Origin of the sequence: Dyella silvatica, assembly GCF_026283955.1 — a bacterium.
In the GTDB taxonomy this organism is placed as follows: domain Bacteria; phylum Pseudomonadota; class Gammaproteobacteria; order Xanthomonadales; family Rhodanobacteraceae; genus Dyella_C; species Dyella_C silvatica.
On sequence record NZ_JAPDPE010000051.1, the window covers coordinates 1 to 26449 of the forward strand.

General features: G+C 60.2%; 22 protein-coding genes. 11 read left to right on the forward strand and 11 right to left on the reverse strand.

Annotated elements, in window-relative coordinates; all coding sequences use genetic code 11:
• Positions 1-126: 126 nt before the first annotated feature.
• Together OUZ52_RS11560 and OUZ52_RS11565 are read right to left on the reverse strand one after the other, a co-directional pair.
• The gene (locus tag OUZ52_RS11560; RefSeq protein ID WP_266158546.1) at positions 127-2595 is read right to left on the reverse strand and encodes an acyl-CoA dehydrogenase; all 2469 of its coding nucleotides are present in this window, start codon (positions 2593-2595) and stop codon (positions 127-129) included.
• A 57-nt stretch (positions 2596-2652) separates the two neighbouring features.
• A complete protein-coding gene (locus OUZ52_RS11565) occupies positions 2653-3543 on the reverse strand; it encodes an alpha/beta fold hydrolase (RefSeq protein ID WP_266158547.1) in 891 nt (296 codons plus the stop codon).
• 138 nt (positions 3544-3681) lie between these two features.
• On the opposite strand from OUZ52_RS11565, the gene OUZ52_RS11570 reads away from it, so the two are divergent.
• From OUZ52_RS11570 to OUZ52_RS11590, 5 genes are all read left to right on the forward strand, one after another.
• Entirely contained in the window at positions 3682-4272 is a 591-nt protein-coding gene (locus tag OUZ52_RS11570; RefSeq protein ID WP_266158548.1) for a TetR/AcrR family transcriptional regulator, read from the forward strand.
• Between the two features lie 101 nt (positions 4273-4373).
• A complete protein-coding gene (locus OUZ52_RS11575; RefSeq protein ID WP_266158549.1) occupies positions 4374-6158 on the forward strand; it encodes a phosphoenolpyruvate carboxykinase (GTP) in 1785 nt (594 codons plus the stop codon).
• Positions 6159-6296: 138 nt separating this feature from the next.
• Positions 6297-6845, forward strand: a complete 549-nt coding sequence (locus OUZ52_RS11580; RefSeq protein ID WP_266158574.1) for an RNA polymerase sigma factor — start codon at positions 6297-6299, stop codon at positions 6843-6845.
• Positions 6842-7291, forward strand: coding sequence for a hypothetical protein (locus OUZ52_RS11585; protein ID WP_266158552.1), 450 nt, complete (start codon positions 6842-6844; stop codon positions 7289-7291). The genes OUZ52_RS11580 and OUZ52_RS11585 overlap by 4 nt, the downstream gene beginning before the upstream one ends.
• 18 nt (positions 7292-7309) lie before the next feature.
• Positions 7310-8230: a DUF4097 family beta strand repeat-containing protein gene (locus OUZ52_RS11590; protein ID WP_266158553.1), complete on the forward strand. Its 921-nt coding sequence runs from the start codon at positions 7310-7312 to the stop codon at positions 8228-8230.
• An 88-nt stretch (positions 8231-8318) separates the two neighbouring features.
• On the opposite strand, the gene OUZ52_RS11595 is transcribed toward OUZ52_RS11590, so the two are convergent.
• The gene (locus tag OUZ52_RS11595; RefSeq protein WP_266158554.1) at positions 8319-9236 is read right to left on the reverse strand and encodes a hypothetical protein; all 918 of its coding nucleotides are present in this window, start codon (positions 9234-9236) and stop codon (positions 8319-8321) included.
• 260 nt (positions 9237-9496) lie between these two features.
• On the opposite strand from OUZ52_RS11595, the gene OUZ52_RS11600 reads away from it, so the two are divergent.
• Entirely contained in the window at positions 9497-12397 is a 2901-nt protein-coding gene (locus OUZ52_RS11600) for a bifunctional diguanylate cyclase/phosphodiesterase (protein WP_425493837.1), read from the forward strand.
• Positions 12398-12427: 30 nt separating this feature from the next.
• Here OUZ52_RS11600 and hslO read toward each other — a convergent pair whose 3' ends face one another.
• On the reverse strand, positions 12428-13327 hold the full coding sequence (hslO, locus tag OUZ52_RS11605; protein WP_266158556.1) for an Hsp33 family molecular chaperone HslO: 900 nt from the start codon (positions 13325-13327) through the stop codon (positions 12428-12430).
• 116 nt (positions 13328-13443) lie between these two features.
• On the opposite strand from hslO, the gene mtgA reads away from it, so the two are divergent.
• The 3 genes from mtgA to OUZ52_RS11620 all read left to right on the forward strand — a co-directional run bounded on the left by mtgA (position 13444) and on the right by OUZ52_RS11620 (position 15732).
• Positions 13444-14184: a monofunctional biosynthetic peptidoglycan transglycosylase gene (gene mtgA / locus OUZ52_RS11610; protein WP_266158558.1), complete on the forward strand. Its 741-nt coding sequence runs from the start codon at positions 13444-13446 to the stop codon at positions 14182-14184.
• Positions 14185-14253: 69 nt separating this feature from the next.
• On the forward strand, positions 14254-15192 hold the full coding sequence (locus OUZ52_RS11615) for a glycosyltransferase family 2 protein (protein ID WP_266158559.1): 939 nt from the start codon (positions 14254-14256) through the stop codon (positions 15190-15192).
• Between the two features lie 111 nt (positions 15193-15303).
• Positions 15304-15732 carry a CBS domain-containing protein gene (locus OUZ52_RS11620; protein ID WP_266158560.1) on the forward strand — a complete coding sequence of 143 codons (429 nt, stop codon included), beginning with the start codon at positions 15304-15306 and terminating at the stop codon, positions 15730-15732.
• A 95-nt stretch (positions 15733-15827) separates the two neighbouring features.
• Here the strand turns inward: OUZ52_RS11620 and OUZ52_RS11625 are convergent, their stop codons facing one another.
• Positions 15828-17510: an NTP/NDP exchange transporter gene (locus OUZ52_RS11625; protein ID WP_323135341.1), complete on the reverse strand. Its 1683-nt coding sequence runs from the start codon at positions 17508-17510 to the stop codon at positions 15828-15830.
• A 38-nt stretch (positions 17511-17548) separates the two neighbouring features.
• Between OUZ52_RS11625 and OUZ52_RS11630 the strand changes: the two genes are divergently transcribed.
• A complete protein-coding gene (locus OUZ52_RS11630) occupies positions 17549-18862 on the forward strand; it encodes a serine hydrolase domain-containing protein (protein ID WP_266158561.1) in 1314 nt (437 codons plus the stop codon).
• 134 nt (positions 18863-18996) lie between these two features.
• Here the strand turns inward: OUZ52_RS11630 and OUZ52_RS11635 are convergent, their stop codons facing one another.
• Both OUZ52_RS11635 and metJ read right to left on the reverse strand, forming a co-directional pair.
• Positions 18997-20028 carry an energy transducer TonB gene (locus OUZ52_RS11635; protein WP_266158562.1) on the reverse strand — a complete coding sequence of 344 codons (1032 nt, stop codon included), beginning with the start codon at positions 20026-20028 and terminating at the stop codon, positions 18997-18999.
• A gap of 343 nt (positions 20029-20371) precedes the next feature.
• On the reverse strand, positions 20372-20920 hold the full coding sequence (metJ, locus tag OUZ52_RS23025; protein WP_425493838.1) for a met regulon transcriptional regulator MetJ: 549 nt from the start codon (positions 20918-20920) through the stop codon (positions 20372-20374).
• 324 nt (positions 20921-21244) lie between these two features.
• On the opposite strand from metJ, the gene OUZ52_RS11645 reads away from it, so the two are divergent.
• Positions 21245-21643 (forward strand): hypothetical protein, encoded by a 399-nt coding sequence (locus OUZ52_RS11645; protein ID WP_266158563.1) that lies wholly within the window; start codon positions 21245-21247, stop codon positions 21641-21643.
• A gap of 75 nt (positions 21644-21718) precedes the next feature.
• Here the strand turns inward: OUZ52_RS11645 and gcvH are convergent, their stop codons facing one another.
• From gcvH to cysD, 4 genes are all read right to left on the reverse strand, one after another.
• Positions 21719-22114 (reverse strand): glycine cleavage system protein GcvH, encoded by a 396-nt coding sequence (gcvH, locus tag OUZ52_RS11650; RefSeq protein WP_266158564.1) that lies wholly within the window; start codon positions 22112-22114, stop codon positions 21719-21721.
• Between the two features lie 117 nt (positions 22115-22231).
• A complete protein-coding gene (gcvT, locus tag OUZ52_RS11655; protein ID WP_266158565.1) occupies positions 22232-23332 on the reverse strand; it encodes a glycine cleavage system aminomethyltransferase GcvT in 1101 nt (366 codons plus the stop codon).
• A gap of 117 nt (positions 23333-23449) precedes the next feature.
• Positions 23450-25345 (reverse strand): adenylyl-sulfate kinase, encoded by a 1896-nt coding sequence (gene cysC / locus OUZ52_RS11660; protein WP_266158566.1) that lies wholly within the window; start codon positions 25343-25345, stop codon positions 23450-23452.
• Positions 25345-26247 carry a sulfate adenylyltransferase subunit CysD gene (gene cysD / locus OUZ52_RS11665; RefSeq protein WP_266158576.1) on the reverse strand — a complete coding sequence of 301 codons (903 nt, stop codon included), beginning with the start codon at positions 26245-26247 and terminating at the stop codon, positions 25345-25347. The genes cysC and cysD overlap by 1 nt, the downstream gene beginning before the upstream one ends.
• Positions 26248-26449 lie beyond the last annotated feature (202 nt).

The window sequence follows — 26449 nt, forward strand, 5'->3', positions numbered from 1 at the left end:
AGATTGCTCTAATGCGCCACCTCAGGCCAACGGAACAGCCTGCAGAAGCCGAGGTGAAATGCGGCGAAACCCAGGCTATGCAAGCCGCATAGCAAGATCAGGGCTTCGCCGCTCAGACGATTTAGCTCAAGCCGCACGCACTTTACGTGGCGCCTCGGCACGCACATGAGCCGCGCGCAGCTCGGCCGGATCGAAATCATCGACCGAGATGAACTCGAACACCCCTTCGCGCACGCGCTTAAGCAGGTCGAATTCCGCCGCATTGATCACACCGGCTTGCTGCGCCTCGGCAAGCTGGCCGAAATAATCGTGCGACTTGAACTGACCGGCCTTCTGCGCCTTGGCGAACTTGCGCTCCACCGGCTCGGCGGCGATCACATCCGGCAACAAGGCATTCATGCGGCCAATCGTGTTGTTTGCGGTCGGGGTGAGATAGACCCACTCCATCAAGCGATCGCGCGCCTCGCCGGGTGCGGTAATGATTGCCGCGACGCGACGACCCAGACGATCGGACGGCGGCACTTCGCGACGACCCCACGGGAATACCAGGGCGCGCAGCAGCCAGGATATCGGACGCACCGGGAAATTACGGATCGCCCCATCCAGCGCCATCTGGGTGCGCCACATGCACTCATGGAAGGCCCAGGCCAGCAACGGACGATCCGCCTCCGGACGACCGGTATCTTCGTAGCGCTTAAGCATGGCGCTGGCGATGTACAGGTAGCTCAGCACATCGCCAAGACGCGCAGAGAGCTTCTCTTTGAATTTCAACTTGCCGCCGAGCACGCCCATGAATACGTCAGAGCACAGCGCCAGCGCCGCAGAATAACGATTGAGTTTGCGGTAGTAGCGGCGGGTATACGCATCGCCGGCGCTTTCGCCGATACGCGAGGCGGTCAGCCCCAGCGTAAAGCTGCGAATCGCGTTGGAAATACCGAAGCCGATATGGCCGAACAGGGCGCGGTCGAAGGTTTTCAGCCGCTCGCTGTAATCGGCGATCGACAGCGCCTGCATTTCCTTGAGCACATATGGATGGCAGCGAATCGCACCCTGACCGAAGATCATCAGGCTGCGCGTCATGATGTTCGCGCCCTCCACCGTAATCGCAATCGGCACGCCTTGCCAGGCACGGCCGGCGTAGTTCTTGGGACCGAGCTGCACCGCCTTGCCGCCATGCACATCCATCGCGTCACCGGCGATAGTACGGCCCCATTCGGTGGCGTGGTATTTGGCAATGGCCGACGGCACGGCCGGCTTCTCGCCACGATCCACCGCGGCCGCGGTGGCGCGCGATAGCGCAGCGGTGGCATAGGTGAGGCCGCCGATGCGGGCCAGGGCCTCTTCCACACCTTCAAAGCGGGCGATCGCCAAACCGAACTGTTTGCGCATGCGCGCGTAGGCACCAGTGGAAGCGACGGCAGCGCGCACGCCGCCGGTGGCGCTGGACGGCAACGAAATCGCGCGACCCACCGAGAGGCATTCGACCAGCATGCGCCAGCCATGACCAGCCATGTGCGGGCCACCGATCAAGGTGCTTAGCGGCACGAAGATGTCCTTGCCGTGCACTGGGCCATTCTGGAACGGCACATTCAACGGCAAGTGACGGCGCCCGATCTGCAGACCCGGGGTGGAACGCGGCAACAACGCCAGCGTGATGCCGAGGTCTTCCTTATCGCCCAGCAATTTGTCCGGGTCGTACATACGGAAGGCCAAACCGACTACGGTGGCGATCGGGGCCAGGGTGATGTAGCGCTTATCGAAGGTCAGCCGCAGGCCCAGCGTTTCGACGCCATCGACGTTCTGCTTGCAGACTATGCCGAAGTCGCTGATCGAGGTCGCATCGGAGCCGGCATACGGACCCGTCAAGGCAAAACAGGGGATTTCTTCACCTACCGCCAGGCGCGGCAGATAGTGATTCTTCTGCTCATCGCTGCCGTAATGCAGCAGCAGTTCCGCCGGCCCGAGCGAGTTGGGCACAGCCACCGTCGAAGCCACCGTCGCCGACATTGTCGACAACTTTTGTAGCACCGCCGAATGCGCCAGCGCGGAGAAACCGAGGCCGCCGTACGACTTCGGAATGATCATGCCGAAGAATTTATGTTGCTTGATGAAGGCCCAGACTTCAGGCGGCAGGTCCGCCAGTTCGTGGGTGATCTGCCAGTCATCGATCATGCCGCACAACTGCTCTACCGGGCCGTCGATAAAGGCTTGCTCTTCCACGCTCAGCTCAGGCTTGGGCTGCTTGAGCAGCTCATGCCAATCCGGCTTGCCGGAGAACAGTTCCCCCTCAAAGCCCACCGTACCGGCTTCGAGCGCGGTCTGCTCGGTTTCGGACAATTTAGGCGTGACCTTGGCGAACAGCTTGAGCAAGGGCGCGCTGATTTTCTTGCGGCGGAAGTTGGCCTGCAGCAATGGCAAGGCAATCGCGGCTTCGATAATCAGCAGCAACACCATGGTCCACGGCGCCTGTGCGATCAGGCCGACAATCAAGGTCGTCGCTGCGGCAACCATCGCCCAGGTACGCAGGCTACTGCGATGATAAGCACAGGCACCCGAAGCAATCAGCGCCGCCAGTAGGGTCAGTATCACGGACATCTCAACACCTCTTTACGAGTTATACGGCACCGGCGCACGCATCCACGCCGGCTTGTTCTAACCTAGTTTGGAAGAACGCTCAGGCAGGCTATCCAGGCCTTCGACGAACTTCACGATTTCGTTGGTGAATTCGTCGTTAGCATCGCCTGCCAGCATATGCGTGGCTTGCGACAGCTCGACATGTTGCGCATGCGGCACCAGTTGTAAAAACTCATTGACCGTATCCCGCGACACCACGTCACTGCGGCCACCCGATAACAACAGCAGCGGCGCCTTGACCTTGGCCGCGGCGGCCATCAAGCGCGGCTGATAACGCTCGCTTTCGCGCACCACGCCATCGAGCATGGCCGGATCCCAATGCCAGCGCAGCCGACCATCTGCGCCTTCGCGCAGTAACGGCCGCAGCTGGTCTTCGCTTTTGCGCTCACGGCGCTGCGGCAGGTAGGCAGCGATCTGCTCGGCCGCCTCGGCATAGTCGGCAAAACCGTCGGGATGTGCCTTCATAAAGGCGAGAATGCGCTCGACGCCGGCAGTTTCCCAGCGCGGGGTGATGTCAACCAGCACCAGCGCGCGAAATGGCGGCGGATCGAGCTCACCCGCCATAACCAAGCCCAGCAGACCACCCATCGAGGCACCGACCAGAATCGGCGGCTCGGGCTGCGCCCGCGCCAGGGTCAGCAGATCGCCGACGAATTGCTCCATGTGATAGTCGCCGCCTGGCACCCGCGCGCTTTCGCCATGCCCGCGGGCGTCGAAGGTCACGCAGCGGCAGCCCTGCGTCGCTAAAGCCAAGGCAGCACCCTTCCAGGCACCCCGGGTCTGACCGAAGCCGTGGGCAAACAATAAGGTCGGATGACCAGCGGAATGGCGGACCTCGACGCAGAGATCCAAGCCATCGGCCGTGGTCACGCGGGAGATCACGCTGTCTGGGGAAGCTACAGTAAACATACGGCTGAGTATGGATCTCGTCAGGATGATCGTCAATACAGTACTCCTCAGATCCAGACGCTTTATCCATACTCAATCAATTCAATGAGTTGAATTGATCCGGATTGCAAAGCACGGGACTGGGGCTACCATGCGCGGATGAATGCAAGCAGCAAACCGGAACGTACCCGCCTATCCGCGGAAGACTGGGAAGACGCCGCCCTCCGCCTGATCGCCGAACAAGGTGTGGGCGCGGTCGCGGTGGAGGCCCTCGCGCGCCAGCTCGGCGTCACTAAAGGCAGCTTTTACTGGCACTTCCGCACTCGCGAGGCCCTGATACAGGCTTCGCTGGAGCGCTGGGAACAGTACGGCGAGCGTGAAGTGATCAGCCAGATCGAGGCGATTCCCGACCCTCGCGAACGTCTGCCTGAGTTATTTCGCCGGGTCGCACATGAGCTGCAGCCACACCGGGTCTATGCCGCGTTACTCAAAGCCCTGGATCATCCGCAGGTGGTGCCGGTCATGGCCCGCGTCTCGCAGCGGCGCATGGAGTTTCTCAATACCGCTTATTGCCAGGCTGGCCTGGAGGGTCCGGAGGCGCTGAATCGTGCTCGATTGACCTATGCCGCCTATGTCGGCTTCCTGCAATTGAATTTCACGCTTGGCCTACCCCGCATCAGCCACGATGAATTCGACGCTTACGTAGAGCACATGATTGCCACTCTGATACCCGCTTCGCAGCTCGCCTGAAAGCCTTGTCCCGAGGCGGCCTGCTGCACCCAACCTTGCAATGCCAGTGCTCGTAAACTACCGTTTCTGTTCTTTTTTGCCACAAGACCAGAGAGGAACACATGGCGAGCAAGCTGGAGGCGCTTGAGCGCTGGGTTAACGAGGTTGCCAAGCTGACCCGCCCGGCGCACATCCATTGGTGCGACGGCTCAGATGCCGAATATCAGACCCTGGTGCAGCACATGCTGCAGACCGGCGATCTGATAGAGCTCAATCAGCAGACCCACCCCGGCTGCTACCTGCACCGCTCAAATCCTTCCGATGTTGCTCGTGTCGAGCACCTCACCTTCGTCTGCACCGAGACCGAAGAGGATGCCGGCCCGAACAACCACTGGATGGCCCCCAGCGAAGCGCACAGCAAGATCGACGCGCTGTTCGACGGCTGCATGCAGGGCCGCACGATGTACGTGATCCCCTACTGCATGGGCCCGATCGACTCGCCGCTGGCACGCTGCGGCGTGGAAATCACCGACAGCCCGTATGTCGTCGCCAATATGCGCACGATGACCCGCATGGGCGCCGCGGCCCAGGCGCGAATCGAACGTGAAGGCAGTTTCGTCAAAGGTCTGCATTCGACCGGCGAACTGGACCCCGAGCGCCGGTTCATCATGCATTTTCCGGAAGAGCTATCGATCAAGTCGTTCGGATCGGGCTACGGTGGCAATGCCCTGCTCGGCAAAAAATGCCACGCACTACGCATCGCCAGCTGGCAGGCCAGGAGCGAAGGCTGGCTGGCCGAGCACATGCTGATTGTCGGCATCGAAAATCCACAAGGCGAAACCCATTACGTGGCCGCTGCATTCCCATCGGCATGCGGCAAGACCAACCTGGCCATGCTGATTCCGCCGGAAGGCTACCGTCATGACGGCTGGAAGGTATGGACCATCGGCGATGACATTTGCTGGATGCGCCCGGGCGACGATGGCCGCCTTTACGCCATCAACCCTGAGGCGGGCTTCTTTGGCGTGGCTCCCGGCACCAGTGCCTCGACCAATGCCAACGCGCTTGCCAGCGTGGCGCGCGACACCATTTTCACCAATGTTGCGATCACTGCCGACAATCAACCCTGGTGGGAAGGCCTGGCCGGCACGCCGGTGACAGATTGGCGCGGACGCCCCTATGACCCGGCCAACGGCCCGGCGGCGCATCCCAATTCACGCTTTACCGTCAGCGCCAAGCAATGCCCAACCTGGTCGCCGAAAGCCGAAGACGCCCAAGGCGTGCCTATCAGTGCCATCGTCTTTGGCGGCCGCCGTCCCTCGCTGGTGCCGCTGGTGTTGGAAGCACGCGACTGGACTCACGGCGTACTGCTTGGCGCAGCCATGGGCTCGGAAACCACCGCTGCCGCCACCGGTGAAGTCGGCGTGCTGCGCCGTGACTCGATGGCCATGAAGCCCTTCTGCGGCTATCACTACGGCGACTACTTCGCGCACTGGCAGTCGTTCGATAAAGCCGGCGCCAAACTGCCGAAGATCTTCCACGTGAACTGGTTCCGCAAAGGCCATGACGGCAAATTCCTGTGGCCCGGCTTTGGCGACAACTTACGCGTGCTGGAATGGATGATTGCGCGCATCAAGGGCGCAGTCAGCGGCACGGAAACAGCCATCGGCATCGTACCTGCGCAGAGCGAACTACGTACCGCCGGGTTAAACCTCGACGCCGCAAAACTCGACGAACTGCTCGATGTCGATCACAGCGGCTGGCAGACCGAGTTGGCAGCTATTGGCGAGTACCTGCACAGTTTTGGCAAACGCCTGCCCAAGTCGCTGCATACCGAGCAGCAACGCGTCGCCGCCGCCCTCGCCGATGCGATGACGGCAACACCGCAGGTTGCCGCACGATCCTGAGTCGAGGAAACCAGGAGCCGGGCCGCATCGCGGCCCGCTCCGCATGGCGATAATGGCAGGCACGCTCTAAACCCTTGCCGCCACTCCTGCATCCAAGCTGGCAAGATGATCGCCATCAGCCCCGCCACCGGACCTGCAATGCCGCCTGCGCCCGCCGCAGAAATCAGTGATACCGGTGACGTGCAAGCGGCAGCTGCCGGTGATCGCCTGGCATTTCAGCGACTGTATCGACTGCATGTGGATCGCATTTACGGCGCGGTCTACCGTTTGTCCGGCTATGACCATGCACGCGCCGAAGACCTGACCCAAGACGCCTTTGTGCGTGCGTGGCAGAAGCTTGCAGGCTTTCGACACGAAAGCGCCTTTAGCACCTGGCTGTACCGGCTGGCGGTCAACGTGGCACTGATGGACATCCGTGCTCGCGGCGCCGACCCGGTCCACATGATGGACGAAGACAACCTGCCCGAGCATGGCGAAACACCGTTCTGCGCCGCCGAGCGGGAAGAGTTGGAGCAAGCAATCGGACAGTTGCCGCCACGCGCCCGTGCTGTACTCGTGCTGCATGACATTGAAGGCTGGCACCACGACGAGATCGGTAAAGAGCTCGGCATGGCGGTGGGATCATCAAAGGCCGCGCTGCATCGTGCGCGCAACCTGTTGCGAAAGACATTGGGAGAAAGCTCATGAACGAATTTGAATGGCGTCGCCAGATGCGCGCCCTACGCGAGCCAGTCTCCCCGGCACGGGATTTGTGGTCAGAGATCGATGCCAAACTGGATGCCGCTGACGCCGTGCAAGATACCTCAGCACCCAGCGCATCGTCGCATCGACGCCGGTGGTTGCTCGCTGCCAGCATTGCCGGCCTGGTCTTGCTCGCTGGCGGCATGGTGCGGCAGCTAAACCAGACACAGCCCTCACCGGCCACATCGTTAACTGCCACCACTCCAGATAACGCGCGCTGGAAGCCTACCGATCCCCGACTGGCAGGCGCCGCGATCCAACTTGATGCCGCAAAAATGGAATTGCAGCAAGCCATGCAACAAGCACCCGGCTCGGTGGCCCTCCAACGTTTACTTGCCCGGACTGAACAACAACAATCTCAGTTACGCCATAGGGAACATCAGGCCGGCTAAGCCCCAAGGAACATCACCATGAAAATCACCCGCCATCACTCACTGCTGCTTAGCCCCCTGCTGCTCTGCCTGTCGATCGGGTCGGCCCTGGCCGACACCCCGATCAGCCTCAGCCACGACGCCACTCCCAACGTGCGCGTGAACATCACCAATATCAAAGGCACCGTAACCATCACCGCCTGGGATCGTAACCAGGTGCAGGTGAGTGGTCGTCTCGGCGACGGTGCAAAACAGCTGGCCATCAACGGCAGCAACAGCAACATGGATATCAGGATCGAGCCCCAGGGCAGCAAGTCCGGCTGGTTCAACTGGAACAGCGATACCGCGATGGCATCGAGCACCCTGGATCTTCGTGTCCCCAAGGGCGCCTCGCTCGATGTCGAAGTGGTCAGCTCGCCGATCGCCATCGACGGTATCGACGGTGGCGAGATCAAGGTCAACTCAGTCAGCGGCAAGGTGCGTATCAACGCACGTACGCCATCGCTCAACGTCAACAGCGTCAGCGGCAACCTGGAGCTCGCCGGCCGCGCCGAAAGTGTCTCACTGCAAACCGTGAGCGGAGACATCCTTGCCCCTACCGTTGGCAGCAATGCCGATCTGCAAACCGTATCGGGACGCATCCGGGTGAATGGCGGCCCGTGGAAGCAATTGAAATTGAGCACCGTCTCTGGCGATGCCCAGCTCACCGGCGGGCTTGCCCCTAACGGCAACATCAATATCGACAGCATGAGCGGCGACGTACAACTGCAGGTGCCCGACAGCCTTTCTGCCGCTATTCACGCCAACAGCTTCAGCGGCGATCTGCGTAGCGACTTCGGCACACCGAAAAAGCTCGAACACGGCCCCGGCAGTGAGCTCGAAACGACCGCCGGCAGTGGCAACGGCAAGATCAACGTCGAAACCTTCAGCGGCGACTTGCGCATACGCAAAGGCGATTGATCGGGCCACGCCTGGATAAGCGCACCCTGCCGGTGCTGAGCGATGGATGGCTGAACTGCAAACGCGCACCGGGCGCGCTACCTACCCGTCAGAGGTCTTGGTGATATTGCACGTAGGGAGTGCGAGACTGATCCGGCTCCGGCCCTGTAGGGGTGTTCACCCCAGATCCGGATGACCACACGTTCTGGGCACCGATACTCAACTCGCCCTGCCAAGGCAGGCGCCAGGTGACGCCCAGGTCGATGCTTCTCCAGCGTTTATCCGGGCTATAGCTGTTTCCGGGGCTACCCGCGTCAGGTTGCATGGTGCGACCCACAATCGTGCCGCTCAGCGGACCGCGATCCACCCCAAAGCTCAAGGCCTTTTGATCCAGCGTACTGAGACCGAGCACATTGCCGGACAATAAACGTATCCGACCAACGCTAGCGCCCAGGTCGATACCGCTCTTGCTATCCAGTGCCAGACGGCCGCGGGCATTGAGCTGGGTACTGCTATCGAAACTGGACAGACCATTGACGCTCGGCGCCAGGCCAGGCAACAGCAGGCGAGGCAAGGTGGCGCTGTTGGGCGTGCTATTGGCCCCCAGGCTAAGCCCGATGCTGTAGCCGCCGCCGTTGTAGGTGGCACCGACTTCACTGCCGATGACCCGCGGTACGCGATTGTTAATCCAGGTGTGCTCGCTGAAACCGGCATGTGCCTGAAGACCTTGGCTCAACCCGTATTGCACGTCGGTAGACTTGGTTTTGGCGGCGTCCGGTGCATGAAACGCCATCGGCGCATCGCTGCGCTGGATTGCCGTCATGGTGTCGCTGTCGGTCTTGAGCGTCAGCATGCGGCCGTCAGCCCCGCGCCATAGCGGCAGCGCACCCGGATCGACCTGAACTACTTGATCTACCTGGGGTTTTAGCAACCGCTTGGTGACGATGCGCGAATCGCTGGTCGATGACTGCCCTACCGCAATAAGCGGCATCAGCAGTATCGGCAATGAAAGCAATAGGCGGCGCATGGGCGTCAGTGATGGATTCCGGCAAGTAATAGCTCTAGTCTCGCTCCCCTCAGAGTCGAGACTGGCCAAAATACTAGCACATTTTACTTTTTACTAACAATGGATGTGCACAAGCTTTTTGGGGTGCCCTGGAATGTGTTCTGGCGCACATTAGCCTCTCGATCACGACGTCCGTTTTACGTGCGGAAGGTCAACGACAAAGCCGATTTGACGCTATATAAGGTCATTTCATCGACTACGCATGGACTGGTCAGCGCCCGATGAGTTCCATGCCAAACAACATCGCTCATTTACCCGCAGCTCCCTCGGACAACAACACCCCGGTGTTGCATGCTGCGGTGGAGCGCCTGTTCCGGGCCACCGATGCAGTCAGTGTGCTCGAAATCTGTGAAACCTTGCTGACAAGCTCCGGCATCGCTGGGGCACTGTACTGGCGCGGATCGAGCGATGAAGTACCCCGGCCCGATGACCCGAACCACCTGGATCTGGCGGAAGACCCCCAGGGGCTGCGCATGCTGGTCTTGGTGCTGTCCGAGGATCCGCTGCCGCACCTTCTGCACGAGCGACTGCTTTGGCTAGGCCGACTGGCGTCCACCCGGCTACGCCAACTGGCGGAGACCTCACGGCTCTACGAGGCTATTTCACGCCTGGCGCTGGCCGAACGATTACAGCGGGCGCTGTATGCCATCGCCGAACAAGCCGGTGGCGAACACAACATGACCGAGATGATGCCGTCGCTGCATACCATTCTCGGCAGCCTCATGTATGCGGAAAACTTCTACATTGCGCTGTATGACGTCGCTGGCGACAGCGTACGTTTCCCCTATTACGTCGACACCATGGACAAGGACCCGCCGTCGCCCGAACAAAGCTTCCCCTTGCAGGAGATGCGGCATAGCCTGACCTGGCACTTGGTTCGAGGCGGCCAGGCGATCATGGGCTCGGTCGACGAGCTGAAGCAGCAGCTGGGTAACCGTCTTTCACCGGTCGGGCCCAGCTGTGAGCACTGGCTGGGAGTGCCCCTGCTGCGCGAAGGCCGCGTCGTCGGCGGTATTGCCATTCAAAGCTATCGCGCGGATACCCACTACACCCAGCACGATCGCGAACTGCTTAGCTATGTGGCGCAGCATGTTCAAACCGCCCTGGAACGACGTGAAGCCCATGCGGAACTCGAGCGCCGGGTCACCAACCGTACCGCGGCGTTACGCGAAGCCAACCGAGTGCTGCGCCAGCAAGTACTGCAACGCCAGCGTGGCGAACGTCTGCAGGCAGCGCTGTTTCGCATTGCCGAACTGGCCAATGCCACGGAAAGCCTGGATAACTTCTATGCCGCCGTTCACCGGGTTATTGGCGGGCTTTTGTATGCGCGCAATTTCTTTATTGCCCTGCTTGACGACGAACGCAAGCAACTTACCTTCCCCTACTCAGTGGATGAGCAGGAATCCTCACGCCCTCCGCGCACCCATGGCCGCGGCGCCAGCGAATATGTACTGCGGCACGCAAAACCACTGCTGGCCGACCCCCAGGAAATCGAACGCCTCTGCCAGATCGGCGAGATCGGCCAATTCGGCGCCCGCTCAGTCTGCTGGCTGGGCGTGCCCTTGATCTGGAACGATTGCGCCATGGGCGTACTCGCCGTACAAAGCTACTCACCCGAACATACCTACGACCAGCGCGACCAAGAGCTGCTGACCTTCGTCGGTTATCACGTCGCCAACGCATTGCAGCGCAAGCACACGGCCGAATCGCTAAAACAGGCGTATGCCAACCTCGAACGCCGAGTGACTGAACGCACCCGCGCCTTGGCGCTAGCAAACCGCGATTTACGCGAGCAGATAGCCGAACGCGAGCGGGTCGAACGCCGCCTCAAGTACGAAACACTGCACGACTCACTCACCGGCCTGCCCAACCGTACCCTGTTGTTGCAGCGGCTGGAGCAAGCCTTGCAGCGCTTCCACAGCAACGCGCAGGAACTGTTCGCGGTGCTGTTTATTGACCTTGACCGCTTCAAGGTCATCAACGATTCCGTCGGCCATCTGGTGGGCGACGACCTGCTATTCCAGGTCGGTGGCCGCATTCGCGCCTGCCTGAAAACCCGTGACGTCGTCGCCCGACTCGGCGGCGACGAATTCGCGGTGCTCGCTGAAGGCGTTACCGATGTGCGCATGGCCATGCTGATCGCCGAACGCATCATTCACGAACTGCAAGCACCTTTCCGGCTCGGCGCCAAGGAAATCTTCACCTCGGCATCGATCGGCATCGCCCTGCCCGGCCTGCACTACCAGCGCCCGGAGGAACTACTGCGCGACGCGGATGCCGCCATGTATCGCGCCAAAGATGAAGGCAGGCACCGCGCCGCCGTCTTCGACGACCGTTTGCGCCGTGAAGCGCTATCGCTATTGGAAATGGAAGGCGACTTGCGCCGCGCCCTGAGCCGCAATGAGTTCGTCCCGTTTTATCAACCGATCGTGGCCCTGGAAGATGGCCGCACGGTGGGTTACGAAGCCCTCTTGCGCTGGAAACACCCTGAGCGCGGCTTGTTGACCCCGAGCGAATTCTTGATCGTGGCCGAAGAAAACGGCTGTGCCGAAAACATCGACTGGCAGATCTTCGAGCAAGTCTGCGCGCAGGCTGCCGCGCTGGCTGGCACAGAGGGTTTTGTCAGCATCAATGTATCCGGCCGCCACTTTCGCTCACCCGACCTGGACAAGCGCCTGCTCGACCTGCTCAGCTCGCACCACCTGTCGCCACAGTGCCTGCGCATCGAGGTCACAGAGCGCGCCTTGCTGGAGAATCCTAATCAGGTCAAACGGATACTTGGCCATTTGCGCGACCACGGGGTCGGCATTGCGCTTGACGATTTCGGCACCGGCTACTCCTCGCTCAGCTACCTGCACCAATACCCTATTGGCACACTGAAAATCGATCGTTCGTTCATTACCGAGTTGCAACGCGAAAGCGGCCAGGGGATTGCCGTCGTGCGCGCCATCCAGGTGCTGGCGGACTCCCTGGAAATGCAGGTGATCGCCGAAGGCATTGAAGAAGAAACACAACGGCAAGCCCTGCTACAAGTGGGCTGCCGTTATGGTCAGGGCTTTCTGTTCGCCACACCCAAGGCGGCGGATGCCTGGCTTAAAGGGCCACGCGCCCCGTCGTGGTAACCACAAGCCCCCCCCCATCAGGGGTGCCCATCACTGCGGCGTGGTTGGCGTTTCTGCCTTGTGCGTGATGCTGAGCAAGTGCTCGGCATCGATACGATCAAAGGTATAGCGCTGCGCACAAAACTCGCAGATCACTTCGATTTCGCCGTCACGGGCTTGCAGCGTCGCCTCCACTTCGTCCCGTCCCAGCGAACGCAACATCGACTCCACCCGCTCTCGCGAGCAACTGCAGCCGAAAGCCAACGAGCGCGGCTCAAACAGGCTTATCGACTCTTCGTGATAAAGCCGATACAGCAGTTGCTCGGGCGCCGTGGCCAACAACTCCTCGGTACCCAGGGTGGCGGTCAGGTGCTGGATGCGCGTCCAGGCGTCCTCATCCTCCACCGCATCGTGCCCACCCTCGTCGGGCAACTTCTGCAGCATCAGCCCAACGGCATGCTCGCCATCGGCAGCCAGCAAAATCTTTGCCGGCAATTGCTCGGATTGGCTGAAGTAATTTTCCAGCGCACTGGCGATATCGGGATGCTGCAAATCGACCAGGCCCTGATAGCGCTGACCGCGTTCGATCTGGCCAATGGTGATCGCCATGACCGCCGCAGGCAACGAAGCCAGGTCAAGCGGCTCCGGCAACGGATCATTCCAGCGCGCCAACCCGCGCAGACGGCCCTGGTCGGTGCACTCGGTGAACAACAGACGCAACGCACCCGCACTCTTGAGTTCCACCGACAGCGAGCCATCGAGCTTGATGTTGCCGGTTAACAAAGCGCTGGCCGCCAAGCTCTGACCAAGCATCGCCCTCAGCGGTGCGGGGTAATCCGCACGACCCGCGATATCACGCCACGCCACCCCGAGCCGCACCAGAACACCGCGCACGCCGGCCCGTTCAAGTAAAAATCGATGCAGCACGTCTTCGACAAACACGGTTTCCACGTTTAGACCTCACTTGAACCAGGCGCTGGAGATGGGGACGCTAAGCCCTTCGCGCAACCTTAAGCCCACCGGGGACGGGCTCTATATACTGCCGCGATCATCAGCCACCTGCAGCCATGCCCCTACGACGATCATTATTCACCCGCCTGCTGCGATCGCTTGCGCTGCTGGCGCTCTCTTGGCTGGCGCTTAGCTGGCTGATCGTACTGGTGTTGCGTTTCGTGCCGCCATGGACCTCGGCGGTCATCATGGAACGCCAGGCCAGCGCATGGCTGCACAATGAACCCAATTTTCGCCTGCAACATCATTGGGTGCCATGGTCGCAGATCTCGCCTTACGTCCCTTTGGCGATGGTCGCCAGCGAGGATCAAAAATTTCCGTTCCATCATGGCTTCGACGTTGATGCGATTCAGGATGCGCTGGACGCAGCCGATGATGGCAAGCGCCTGCGCGGGGCCAGCACCATCAGTCAGCAGACCGCAAAAAATCTGTTCCTGTGGAATGGCCGAAGCTTTGTACGCAAAGGACTGGAAGCCTATTTCACGGTACTGATCGAATTGACCTGGCCGAAACAGCGCATTCTCGAGGTGTACATGAATCTGGCCGAGTTGGGCGACGGTGTGTATGGCGTCGGCGCCGCCAGTGACGTTTACTTCAACACCGTGCCAGCCCGCCTGAGCCAAGCTCAGGCCGCCAGGCTTGCCGCAGTTTTGCCGAGCCCGCGCCGCTTCCGCGCAGACCGGCCCAGCGCCTATGTACTAGGCCGCGCCAACTGGATTCAACAACAGATGCAGCAACTTGGCGGCCCGGCGTATCTCGAAGGCAAACAACGAACCAGCGCGCCAAGGCAACGTTGAGCGCGCCACGCGCCACGCTCGTACCCGCGATGCATTAGGATCTTGCGACCTTTTGCCCCGACCGCCCGCATGCCTCAGCTCACCGTCGTCGTCCCTGCCTACAACGAAGCCGCCGTACTCCAGACGTTTCACCAACGGCTGACCCAGGTTCTCGACGGCTTGTCGATCGAGTGTCACGTGCTTTATGTCGATGACGGCAGCAGCGACGCCACCTGGGCGATCATTGAGTCGTTGCGGGACAGCGACACTCGCACCGGCGCAGTCAAGCTTTCGCGTAATTTCGGTAAGGAGGCGGCGTTGACCGCGGGCCTGGACCAGGTGACCGCCGGTGGAGCCGTCGTTATCGATGCCGACCTGCAAGACCCGCCCGAGGTGATTCCTGCGCTGATCGATCAATGGCAGGCCGGCTACGACGTCGTTTACGCCACACGCACCATCCGCGAAGGCGAAACCCGCTTCAAACGCTTCACCGCCGCCACCTTCTATCGCAGCATGGAGCGGTTGTCAGATACCGCGATACCGCGCGACACAGGCGATTTCCGGCTACTTTCGCGGCGCGCCCTCGACGCGCTCGGCCAGCTGCGTGAGCGCCAGCGCTTTATGAAAGGCCTGTTCTCCTGGATCGGCTATCGGCAGATCGCCGTGCACTATCAGCGCGAGCCGCGCCAGGCAGGCACCACAAAATGGAATTACTGGCGCCTGACTCAGCTGGCGATCGAGGGCATTACCTCATTTTCCAGCGCCCCACTGCGCCTGGCTACCTGGGTAGGCCTGCTGTCGGCTGGACTCGCTTTTCTTTACGGCCTGTGGGTACTGGCCAAGTCACTGATCTACGGCGATCCGGTGCACGGCTATCCCACGCTCATGTTGGTTATCTTGTTTTTAGGTGGCGTACAGCTGCTGGCACTTGGCGTCATCGGCGAGTATCTCGGCCGCAGCTACGCCGAAAGCAAGCAACGGCCACTGTATTTCGTCGACCAACAACACCTTCCCCGAGCGCGGCATTAAGCGCTTGTTTCCAGGTGTCGAATGACTTCACATCCAGGCTACACGGGACCGACCCAGCAGCGCTAAACTGGCTCTTACGCGGCCAGCTCGCGGCCGAAAGAGAGGCTAAGCATGCGCCAGGTCAAGCATTTGCTGGAAAGCAAGGGAAGCCAGATCTATGCCATCGCACCGGAGGCCCCGGTGCTGGAAGCCATCAAGCACATGGCCGAACATCGTGTTGGCGCGCTGCTCGTAATGCGGGGCGAACAATTGGTCGGCATCGTTTCGGAACGTGACTACGCGCGCAAGGTCATCTTGCAGGGCCGCTCCTCGGCTCAGACCACCGTCTCTGAAATCATGAGCAGCCCGGCACTTACCGTCACCGCCGATACCGATGTCTTCGACTGCATGCGGTTATGTACGAATAGCCGGGTCCGCCATTTGCCGGTGGTGCGCGACAACACCGTGATCGGGGTGATCTCCATTGGTGACCTGGTTAAGGCCGTGATCGATGCTCAGGCTGAAGAAATCGAGCACCTGCAACGCTATATCGCCAGTTAAGAAGCGGGGATAAGAAAACCTTCAGCAAGGACCCGGCTAGGTCCGCACAGAGGCGGGGCCCAGGCGTGGCAGCCCCCATCGCGTCGCCCATTCCTTCAAGCCTTAACCGGATCGCCATCCTGCCCAGGCAGCAGGTCGGGGGATTTTCCTGCGCGCTGTGAAATCCACGCCGCGACACCGGAAACGCCAGCGCCAATCAATGCCATGCCAGCCACTGGTACGCCGAGCTTACCGAGCAAGCTGACTCCACTGCTCACCACGACATCGCCAAAACGCCAGATCGCGGTTTCGATGAAATTTTTGCCCTTGTAACGCGCCTCGCGCGGCACTCTCGTATACAAGGCATCAACCGCCGGCTTTGTCATGCCATAAGCAAATCCGCGCGATCCTGTAACGATGACTGCCAGTATCGGCACCGAATAGCCCAACAAAGCGATGTCGCCAGCGCCAAGCCAGACCGCCCCCAGCAGCAGAACCATATTGACCAGGGCCGGCACCACTAACCCACACACCGCGCCATGTCGTATCAAGAGCCACCGCGTGAGGCTCAATTGCAGCACTGCGCCGAGGATGTTGGTCACCAAATCCAAATCGTTATAGAACGCAAAACGCCCAACGCTATCGGTGAAGTGTGCCTTGGCATAATCGGCAAGCAACGCATTTGCCAATGTGCCGATGCCATCACCGAGCAATATCAAAATCGCCATATAACGTAGAAACGGCCGTGACCACACCTCTTTGACACCCGCCCATAGCGAGCCACCCATCGGTTCGCCACTGCCTGCAAGGCGCGCCCGCGCCCCGGACAACCGCAACAGCAGCGCCAGCGCCAGAAGCAATGCCACCGCCGATATCACCAGCAGCGGCGCCACGCCGATCAGCCGCACCAAGTATCTGGCCGCCGTGGGACCGAAGATCGCGCCAACCATGCCTCCAAACGCAATCAGCGGAAAAACCTCTCTAGCCTTCACGCTGTCGAAGATGTCGGCCATAAAGCTCCAAAACAGCGACACCACGAACAGATTGAACACGCTGACCCAGACATAGAACACCACGCCCAGCGTGCGCGCACCAATCCGGTCTTGCGCCATAAACAGCGGCACAAAGGCAATCAGGCACAAAATAAAGAAGCTGTAGCTCCAGCCAAGCAATTGCTTGCGCGGAAAACGCGCCACCAGCATGCCAAACACAGGGGTCAGCAAAAGCATGACGCCGAATATCACCGCATAAAACAACGGTAGCGACTGCGACCCAACCGCACCACCCAGCTGATCGCGGACCGGCCGGATAATGTAATAGGCCGTCATCAAAAAGAAAAAAGCCAACACAGACAGAACCAGGGTTACGTTTTGGTCCGTTACCGCACGTCGATGGGTACTCACCAGTCGTATCCGCGTATACCCACCGTGGGGCGCCGCAAGACTAGCATGGGCTCGGGGATGCTTAGATTCGGCGGCGGCAACATGATCTTCAGAAGGCTTGCAGCCGTGCTGCTCGGCGCCGGGAGGGGCGGCCATCTTGGTAAGCCGGATGCGCCAGGCCGCGAGCTTGCCTGACCCCCTCGAAAGATTGCATCCGTGAGGCCTGACCATCCGCCCAGCTGTCTTTGACAGGCCGATCCCACAGCCAGTCAAGCGGCTACCGGCAGGCTGCAAGCAGATGGCTACGGCGACCGGTCTCCCTTGAACCGCCTTTCCGTTGTAGCGGGACGCGAAGTGCAAGACAATCGGCACGAACCATTCCGACGTGTTCGAGTCTATCCAAGCACTACATTCCATGGCGTACCATCACGCCAAACGCATAATCTTAAGGCCCCATGCCGTTTCGCACCCTTTTCCTGCTGATCGCTGGCGCACTGGGTCTATCCAGTACCGCTTCGCTCGCTCATGCGCCCGACACCGCAGAACCCGCCGCACAACATGCCGTTAGCGCAAGCCAGCAGCTCCCGGCAGATCGGGTCAAGGCCACGCTCGAGGCCTATACGCTATGGCTCGACCGACTTGAACAACGCAATGCCGTGGCCGGTCTCGCCACCGCCATCGTGATTGACGACAAAGTCGTCTACGAACACACCCTAGGCTATGCCAACGCCGCCACGCGCGAGCCGATAACCCCCGATACGGTATTTCGCCTTGCCTCGCTTTCCAAAGCTTTCGCTACCGCCCTTACCGGCGTGCTGGTCAGCGACGGTAAGTTTGACTGGGATACCAAACTGATCGACGTGCTGCCATTTTTCAAATTGAAAGATGCCCAAGCCGCCAACCAGGCAACCGTCCGGGACATTCTGGGGCAACGCCTTGGCTTGCCGCGAAATACCTACGACAACATGCTCGAGGGCAATATCTCGTACGAAGAACTGGTCCGGAAGCTCGACGAGGTCAACATGACCTGCGGCGTAGGCCAGTGCTACGGCTATCAAAACATTGCCTTCAGCCTTATCGGCGATGTGATCTATGCTCAGACCGGCGACTTCTTCTACCGGCAGGTGGACAAGCGCATCTTCTTTCCGTTGGGAATGAAGACCGCCAGTTATGGCCGCGACGCGCTGGAGTCGAGCAAGAGCTGGGCACGCCCGCACCGCGCCGCCGGTGCAGGCAACTGGACGCCTTTTGAGCCGAATGAAAGCTATTACCGCGTAGCTCCTGCCGCCGGCGTCAACGCCAGCCTGCACGACATGGAGCAATGGCTCATTGCCCAGATGGGTGGCCGTCCTGACGTCTTGCCGCAGGCTCTGCTGGACACCATGCACACTTCAGAGGTCACGACGCCGGTCGAACTCCGCTCCACGCCCTGGCGGCGCGAGCGCCTTAGCGATGCGCATTACGCGCTCGGCTGGCGGGTCTTTGAATACAACGGCGAGACACTGATCTTTCATGCCGGCGCGGTCGAGGGTTATCGCACCATGATCGGCTTCTTCCCTAGATACCACGCTGGCGTAGTGACCATGTGGAATTCAGCGGGCCCGATGCCGTCCGGCCTGATGCCCATGGTTTTCGACAGCCTGCTCGGCCTGCCCCATGTCGACTGGGCCGAACTTGAAAGCGAGCCGGTAGCCAAGGCCGCTGCCCCGAAGACAAAAAAAGCCAAGGGCAAAACCAAGGCCAAGAGCAAAGGCAAGCGTAACCGCTAAAGCGTCGCCGCACGCGACCTCCCTGCGTGCATGTACCTGGGCCAGAGCGCTCCGGGCCAGCCTTAGCCCCTAAGCTGGCCATCCCTATGATGCCCCGCCCCGGACACACTCCGGGGCGGCTTCCGCTGGAAGGCTTAGTTCAACTTGAACTCAATGCGCTGATGCCGCTCCGACGAGATCGGCGTGCCATTCTGCAGGGCGGGCTGATACTTCCAGCGGCTGACTGCATCGATCGCCGCGCGGTCGAATACATGGCGCGGCTGCGCATCGATCACCTTCACCTCACCCACGCTGCCATCGGCACCAATGATGAAGTTGACCTCCACCCACCCCTCCTGGCTAGAGCGCATGGCCGAGGTCGGGTAACGCGGCGGAGAGTTTTTCACCAGCACGGCGGCACGGGTCTGCGAACCGTTACCGGCGGTATCGTCGGAGGCGGCTGCAGCACTGGTCGCCTGGCGCGCCTCGGCTTGCTGCTGTTGGGCCGCACGTGCCTGCTGGGCCTTTTGCTGCTGTTCCGCCAGCAAGGTCTTCTGCTCAGCCGCCTGCTTTTCAGCAGCAGCCTTGTCCGTAACCGCCTTCTGCGCCGCCAGCTGCTGCTGTTTTTCCTTGTCCGAGGCCAGCTGCTGTTCGCGGTCCAGCAATTTGCGCTGAGCATCCAGCTTGGAACGGAGAATCGTCAGCGTGTAGTTCGCCGGATCGGCCTTGGCGAGCAAGTCGATCTGCCGCTGCGCCTCGGGAAAGTCGCGGTTGTTGACCGCCTGTTCGGCCGAGTTGGCGCCAAAAGGGAAGGTCTCACGCAAGGCATCGGTAGCGACCTGATTGCCTGGCTGCTTCTCCAGTGCCTTCAGATAGAACTCGAACGCATTGTTTCCGGCCGGAGCCAGCAGACGCTGTTCATTCATTGCCTTGCGAGCTTCGGCGAGCAGCTGGTTAAGGCTCATCGCCGCGACATTAGCCGGTGCCGGGGCCGCCACCCGATCAGCCGCTACCGGCGTGGACGGGTGTCCACCGGAGTCGGTCATGACCAAGTCTTGATGAGGCTTGATGATCAGAAACCATGCAGCGGCGGCAAGCGAAGCTATGACCGCAACAATGGCAATGGCAACGGGCCGTACGGCCCCCCGCGCGTAACGACGCGCATGACGGATGTTTCGGGTATCCATGGTCTCTCGCTGAGTGGCACCAGATACCCGCGCTTTTTCCCCCTGTAAATCCAGGAGCGGAGAACCTCCCCAGGCTCCCGCGGCGCGGATGTGCGAAAGGTACCCGCAAAGCGGCATCACGGCAAATGCACGGGACTTCACAAAAACCGCCACCGGCCTAGAGTAGACCGCCTGGCGCATGAAGACTGGGGGTGCTCCAGGCTTATATCGCCTGAATTATCCCTCCCCAGAAACGAAGCGTCCCGGCAAGCCGGGACGAATCGCTTTCGAAGTGCCCTCCCTGCGCTGGGCACCGCAGGGAGAGAAATCGGTACATCTATTAATTGTAAGCAGTAAGTCGAGCTTACTTCTTCGAAGCCTTGGTAGCTTTCACTACTTTGGCAGCAGCGGCTTTCTTAGCCACCTTTTTGACAGCTTTCTTCGCAGCTACTTTCTTGACGGCAACCTTCTTGACCGCAGCTTTCTTGGCGGCAGCAGGTTTCTTCTTAGCAGCAACCTTCTTTACAGCTGCCTTTTTGACAGCCTTCTTAGCCGCCGGCTTCTTGGCGACTGGTTTCTTGGCGACCGACCGCTTCGCAGCAGCCTTCTTCGCAACAGTTTTCTTGGCGGCCTTTTTGGCGGCCGGTTTCTTGGCAGTGGCTTTCTTGGCAGTGGCCATAGTTCGTCTCAGCTCCTCATCAGTTGGCAGTGGTTGCCCAGTAAAAGCGTGCAGGAACGCCTCCACCAGCAAATCGCTGTTGGTGGCGTGCCGAAGATTGTTCACTTGACGGCGGGTGCGCTCGTCAGAAAGAAGCCGCAGTACATGCAGCGGAATTGAAACTGTGACCTTGCGTACCGCGCCGGCTTTTTCACCGTGCTCGACGTAAGGTTTGATGAATTTAGATGACGCCATAACACCCGTTCCCCGTGATCTGAAGCGAAAGCTATTCCTGAAGAATTCTACTGTCAATTGATTTTAGCCATGAAATCAGTAAGTTTCACCAACTTTGATCATGGCGGCGCGGGCAGACCATCAGCCAATCGATCCATAAGCCAGCAAAAATATGGACGGCTATACCACTAAAATTTTTTTCATGAGACATTCATAAAAGTCCATAAAAGTGCTTAAAAAAAGCCTTTTTATGAATAAAATCAATCTAAGGAAAGATGCCTGAGCGCACCAAAAACAGGCTTCAAAAAAAGCGGAAAAACTGAAGCATTTCAGGGCTTCTGGCGGATGAACAGAACTCAACTGAAATCTTCCGCCGGAGCACCCAAGGGCACGCAAAAAACGCTCGACGATCACCTCAACGAGTTTTTTGACGGCACGACGGAGCAAGGTGATCGCCCCTCTGAGCACGCCTCATCGAACGCAAAAATGGTCGCGATCTTCTACCTCGACGGCATCACGACAACATCACACGCGACCGAAACGACTTCGCCAAAGGCTGACTCGGCGCACCGGCAAGGCCTCTCTTTTACGCTCAGGTGTTGTGCCGTTGCATGCACTGGCCTGAAGGCGCCATCCCTTCAGAGCGATGCCCTGGATCAGGTCATCCGCCACACATCACCGGACGCTCCGGATGCCCGCGAAACACATTCCATGACGGCAATCGCACCAGCTGGCGAAGCTTGAGCGGCCAGGACCGGCAGAAACGTCGACGGCCGCAAAGGCGGCCGTCGACAAGTACTCACAGCGTGATCAGGGTGCTTAGTGATCTTCGTTTTCGATCACTTCGGCATAAGCGTCGGCGTCGAGAAGATCGTCCAGCTCGGCCTTGTTGCTCGGCTTGACCAGGAAGATCCAGCCACTTTCGTAGGCATCCTCGTTGATCGTCTCGGGGGTGTCGTTGAGCAGTTCGTTGACCGCCAGGACCTCGCCGGAGACCGGTGAATAGATGTCGGAAGCGGCCTTGACCGACTCCACCACGGCAACGCCATGGCCGGCCTGGATGCTGGCGCCGACTTCCGGCAGCTCCACATAGACCAGATCACCCAGAGCACTCTGCGCGTGATCAGAGATACCGACACGAACGTTGCCGTCGTCTTCGACACGGGCCCATTCGTGGGATTTATTGAATTTCAGATCGCCGGGGATCTCGCTCATGCTAGGGCTCCTAGGGGTAGGCGTTCGAGGGGTGCCGATGGTGGCGGCAAATTGTACTTGACTAGGCTTGCGCTGCCATCTGCATCGCAGGATGGCAGCCGCAAGGGATAGAACCGACTAGATACCTTCTTGCGGCTTGCCGTCACGCACGAAGGGATATTTCACTATCCGCACGGGGACCTCGCGGCCGCGGATATCTACACGCACATCGCCCGGCTCACCGGCCGGACTGCGCGCAAAGGCCACGGCCTTGTTCAAGGTAGGAGCGAAGCTGCCAGACAGGATCTCGCCCTCGCCATTGGCGGTGAGCACCTTCTGCTCGTGTCGAAGCACGCCCTTTTCGTCCAGGACCAGGCCAACCATGACTCGCTTCACACCCTCGGCCTTCTGCTTCTCCAGTGCCGTGCGGCCGATAAAGTTACGGCCCTCGTCCAGGGCGATGGTCCAGCCAAGATTGGCCTCCCATGGCGACACCGACTCGTCCATGTCCTGGCCGTAAAGATTCATGCCAGCCTCCAGCCGCAAGGTGTCGCGAGCGCCCAGGCCAGCCGGAGTTACACCCACGGCAAGCAACGCCTCCCACAAGGCCACCGCGTGCTCAGCCGGCAGAATGATCTCGAAACCGTCTTCCCCGGTATAACCGGTGCGCGCAACAAACAGCGGCATCCCATGCGGCCCTTGCGCCGCGGCGGCCGCAAACTTGCCCAGCTTTTCGATCCGGGTGCGATCGACGTCGTGCACCAGACCAAGCACCTTGGCACGCGCATTCGGCCCCTGCACGGCGATCATGGCAAACTCGGGGCGCTCCTTGACCTCCACCGCGAAAGCCTTGGCCTGCAATTCGATCCATGCCAGATCCTTCGCCCGGGTGCCAGCATTCACCACCAGACGGAAATGCCCCTCGTCAAAGAAGTACACGATCAGGTCATCAATCACCCCACCGCGCTCGTTGAGCATGCACGAATACAGCGCCTTGCCCTGAGCCTTGAGCTTGTCGACGTTGTTGGCCAACAGGTGCCGAAGAAACTCCCGGGTACGCGCCCCGTGCAGGTCAACCACCGTCATATGCGAGACATCGAACATGCCGGCGTCGCGCCGCACGGCATGGTGCTCTTCAATCTGCGAGCCATAGTTGATCGGCATATCCCAGCCGCCAAAATCAACCATGCGCGCGCCGAGTGCGCGGTGGGTGGCATTAAGTACGGTCTTCTCAGTCATAGCGGGGACGCCTGATGTAAACGGGCATTATCACCGGCAGATCAATGCATTCCAAGCCGCCCACGGCAACTCACTCGGTGTGCTGTTGCAAGCATGAGGCATACCACCTTCAGTCGCTTAGCCGTCTTGCTGCAACCCGGCTCCAGCCAGCAGGTGATCCACCACTTGCTCGGCAAGCTGCTCGGCACGCGTGCCATGGGTCAGCAGATGCAGATCTGGCCGCTCGGGGATCTCATAAGGCGAGTCGATGCCAGTGAAATTGCGGATCGCACCGGATCGGGCCTTCCTATAGAGCCCTTTGGGATCGCGCCGCTCACAGTCCTCCAGCGAAGTATCGACAAACACCTCAATAAACTCATCTTCGGTGAACAAGTCACGGGCGAATCGGCGCTCGTCACGGAAAGGAGAGATCACGCAGACCAGCACAATCAAACCGGCATCGACCATCAGATGAGCAACCTCGGCCACGCGGCGCACATTCTCTACCCGGGCCTCAGAGGTAAAACCGAGGTCCTTGTTGAGCCCGTGACGCAGATTGTCACCGTCCAGCATATAGGTGTGATAACCCAGCGCATGTAAGCGGCGCTCCACCAGATTGGCGATGGTGGACTTGCCCGCGCCGGATAAGCCCGTGAACCACAGGCAGCGCGATCGCTGCCCCTTGCTGAGACTACGCGCCGCCTTATCCAGATCGAAGTGTTGCCAGTGCACATTGGCCGCACGGCGCAGGGCAAAGTCGAGCATGCCGCAGGCCACCGTGGCATGGCTTTGCCTATCGATCAGGATGAACCCGCCCAGCGTGTGGTTAGTAGCATAGGCCTCGAACGCGACCGCATGATCCAGATCGATATTGCAGTAACCGACCTCATTCAGATCAAGACGCCGTGCGGCAAGCTCAGCCTGGGTATTCACGTCGACCTTGTGCTTGATCGATGTCACCCGCGCAGTCACCGTGCACGTACCGATCTTTAGCCAATACCTGCGATTGGGTAGCAGCGCCTCCTCGCCCATCCACAGCACATGGGCAGCAAATTGATCGGCCACAGGCGCCGGACATGCCACGTCGGCAATGACATCGCCACGGCTCACATCGATCTCGCGGTCCAGCGTTAGCGTGACTGCCTGCCCTGCCACCGCCTGCTCCAGGTCGCCATCTGCAGTCACAATGCGCTCAACCCGCGCCCGCTGCATGCCTGGCTGCACGACGATCTCGTCGCCGACCATCACGCGTCCACCGCAAAGGGTGCCCGCGTAACCGCGAAACGACGGATCAGGGCGGCTGACCCATTGCACCGGCATACGAAAATCCGTCGGCTCCGCCATCATCGTTTCAACGGATTCCAAGGTTTCTAATAGGCACGCCCCCTGGTACCAGGGCATGCATGCCGAGCGGCGGCCGACATTCTCACCGGTCAAAGCCACCACCGGCAGCTCGTGCACGGTGGCAATACCTAAACTTTTCGCCAGTGCCCGGTACTCGGTGGCGATGGCCTGGTAGATATCCTCGCGAAAACCGACCAGATCCATCTTATTTACCGCCAGCACCACCTGACGGATACCTAGCAAGGCGCAGATATAGGTGTGCCGTCGCGTTTGCGGCAATAGCCCTTTACGCGCATCGACCAGCACCAGGGCGAGCTCAGCGTTCGAAGCACCAGTAGCCATGTTGCGGGTGTACTGCTCATGCCCCGGGCAGTCGGCCACGATGAAATTGCGATGTGCCGTATGAAAATAGCGGTAAGCCACATCAATCGTGATGCCTTGCTGCCGCTCCGCATCCAGCCCGTCAGTAAGCAGGGAGAAATCGAGCAAATCCGGCACATCGGCATGCCGCCGCCGACTGTCGCGAGCCAGTGCTGCCAGTTGATCGTCAGGCACCATGCCGGCGTCAAACAACAACCGCCCTAGCAGGGTGCTCTTGCCGTCATCGACGCTGCCGCAGGTAATGAAACGTAAAAGGTCATTCGTGTCGTCAGCCGCCAGAGCGACCGATGTCGTGTCCGTCCTCGCCATCAGAAATAGCCTTCCTGCTTCTTGTGCTCCATCGAGGCGGCCGCATCGTGATCGATCATCCGGCCCAGCCGCTCGGAGCTGGGGGATGCCGTCATCTCAGCCATGATTTTTTCGATCGTATCGGCGCTCGACGCCAGCGCCGCAGTCAGCGGATAGCAGCCCAGGGTGCGGAAACGTACCTCACGCATCTGCACCACCTCATCCCCACGCAAGACGAAGCGATCATCGTCGACCATGATCAACGCACCATCGCGCTCCACCACCGGGCGTGGCTTGGCAAAGTACAGCGGCACCACTGGGATGTTCTCGCGCCGGATATAGCGCCAGATATCCATTTCAGTCCAATTCGATAGCGGAAAGACCCGCACACCTTCGCCCCTGTGGATCTGCGTGTTGTAGGTGTGCCATAGCTCGGGGCGCTGATTCTTGGGGTCCCAGCGATGTTGAGCATTGCGGAACGAGAACACACGCTCCTTTGCCCGAGACTTTTCCTCATCGCGCCGAGCACCGCCGATGGCGGCATCGAAACCGTACTTATCCAGGGCCTGTTTCAAGGCGGCCGTCTTCATGACGTCGGTATATATGGCAGAACCGTGGGTCAGCGGGGAAATGCCCTGGCGCACACCGTCTTCATTGCTATGCACCAGCAGCTCCATATCGCCCGCCATGGCCACTTGATCGCGAAAAGCAATCATTTCGCGAAACTTCCAGGTGGTATCGACATGTAGCAACGGCATCTGCAAACGCGCTGGGTAGAAGGCCTTGCGCAGTAAGTGCAGCAGAACCGAGGAGTCCTTGCCAATGGAATACAGCATGACCGGCTTCTGAAAAGATGCCATGGTCTCGCGAAAAATATGGATGCTCTCCGCCTCAAGGGCATCCAAGGGGGATCGTTGGGATATATCTCGCTTCACAAGTTTCCTGCCACCATCGCGGTCACTACAGCATTACCCCTCGCAGCAAAGGGCTCGTAAGGCTTGAGGTGCTTAGCCCAAGTTCGTCAGAGTGTCGCAAACTCGCAGGGTCCATACATAGCAGCCCCGCCTCAACCGGCCCACATGCGGACGTCCCCGCTTCACACCTATATAAACCAGCCGGTACATT

Bases quoted from the DNA above. Each gene is read 5' to 3' on its own strand.
- OUZ52_RS11560 (WP_266158546.1), bottom strand. From the start codon at position 2,595: ATGTCCGTGATACTGACCCTACTGGCGGCGCTGATTGCTTCGGGTGCC.
- OUZ52_RS11565 (WP_266158547.1), bottom strand. From the start codon at position 3,543: ATGTTTACTGTAGCTTCCCCAGACAGCGTGATCTCCCGCGTGACCACG.
- OUZ52_RS11570 (WP_266158548.1), top strand. From the start codon at position 3,682: ATGAATGCAAGCAGCAAACCGGAACGTACCCGCCTATCCGCGGAAGAC.
- OUZ52_RS11575 (WP_266158549.1), top strand. From the start codon at position 4,374: ATGGCGAGCAAGCTGGAGGCGCTTGAGCGCTGGGTTAACGAGGTTGCC.
- OUZ52_RS11580 (WP_266158574.1), top strand. From the start codon at position 6,297: ATGCCGCCTGCGCCCGCCGCAGAAATCAGTGATACCGGTGACGTGCAA.
- OUZ52_RS11585 (WP_266158552.1), top strand. From the start codon at position 6,842: ATGAACGAATTTGAATGGCGTCGCCAGATGCGCGCCCTACGCGAGCCA.
- OUZ52_RS11590 (WP_266158553.1), top strand. From the start codon at position 7,310: ATGAAAATCACCCGCCATCACTCACTGCTGCTTAGCCCCCTGCTGCTC.
- OUZ52_RS11595 (WP_266158554.1), bottom strand. From the start codon at position 9,236: ATGCGCCGCCTATTGCTTTCATTGCCGATACTGCTGATGCCGCTTATT.
- OUZ52_RS11600 (WP_425493837.1), top strand. From the start codon at position 9,497: ATGAGTTCCATGCCAAACAACATCGCTCATTTACCCGCAGCTCCCTCG.
- mtgA (WP_266158558.1), top strand. From the start codon at position 13,444: ATGCCCCTACGACGATCATTATTCACCCGCCTGCTGCGATCGCTTGCG.
- OUZ52_RS11615 (WP_266158559.1), top strand. From the start codon at position 14,254: ATGCCTCAGCTCACCGTCGTCGTCCCTGCCTACAACGAAGCCGCCGTA.
- OUZ52_RS11620 (WP_266158560.1), top strand. From the start codon at position 15,304: ATGCGCCAGGTCAAGCATTTGCTGGAAAGCAAGGGAAGCCAGATCTAT.
- OUZ52_RS11625 (WP_323135341.1), bottom strand. From the start codon at position 17,510: ATGGAATGTAGTGCTTGGATAGACTCGAACACGTCGGAATGGTTCGTG.
- OUZ52_RS11630 (WP_266158561.1), top strand. From the start codon at position 17,549: ATGCCGTTTCGCACCCTTTTCCTGCTGATCGCTGGCGCACTGGGTCTA.
- OUZ52_RS11635 (WP_266158562.1), bottom strand. From the start codon at position 20,028: ATGGATACCCGAAACATCCGTCATGCGCGTCGTTACGCGCGGGGGGCC.
- metJ (WP_425493838.1), bottom strand. From the start codon at position 20,920: ATGGCGTCATCTAAATTCATCAAACCTTACGTCGAGCACGGTGAAAAA.
- OUZ52_RS11645 (WP_266158563.1), top strand. From the start codon at position 21,245: ATGAACAGAACTCAACTGAAATCTTCCGCCGGAGCACCCAAGGGCACG.
- gcvH (WP_266158564.1), bottom strand. From the start codon at position 22,114: ATGAGCGAGATCCCCGGCGATCTGAAATTCAATAAATCCCACGAATGG.
- gcvT (WP_266158565.1), bottom strand. From the start codon at position 23,332: ATGACTGAGAAGACCGTACTTAATGCCACCCACCGCGCACTCGGCGCG.
- cysC (WP_266158566.1), bottom strand. From the start codon at position 25,345: ATGGCGAGGACGGACACGACATCGGTCGCTCTGGCGGCTGACGACACG.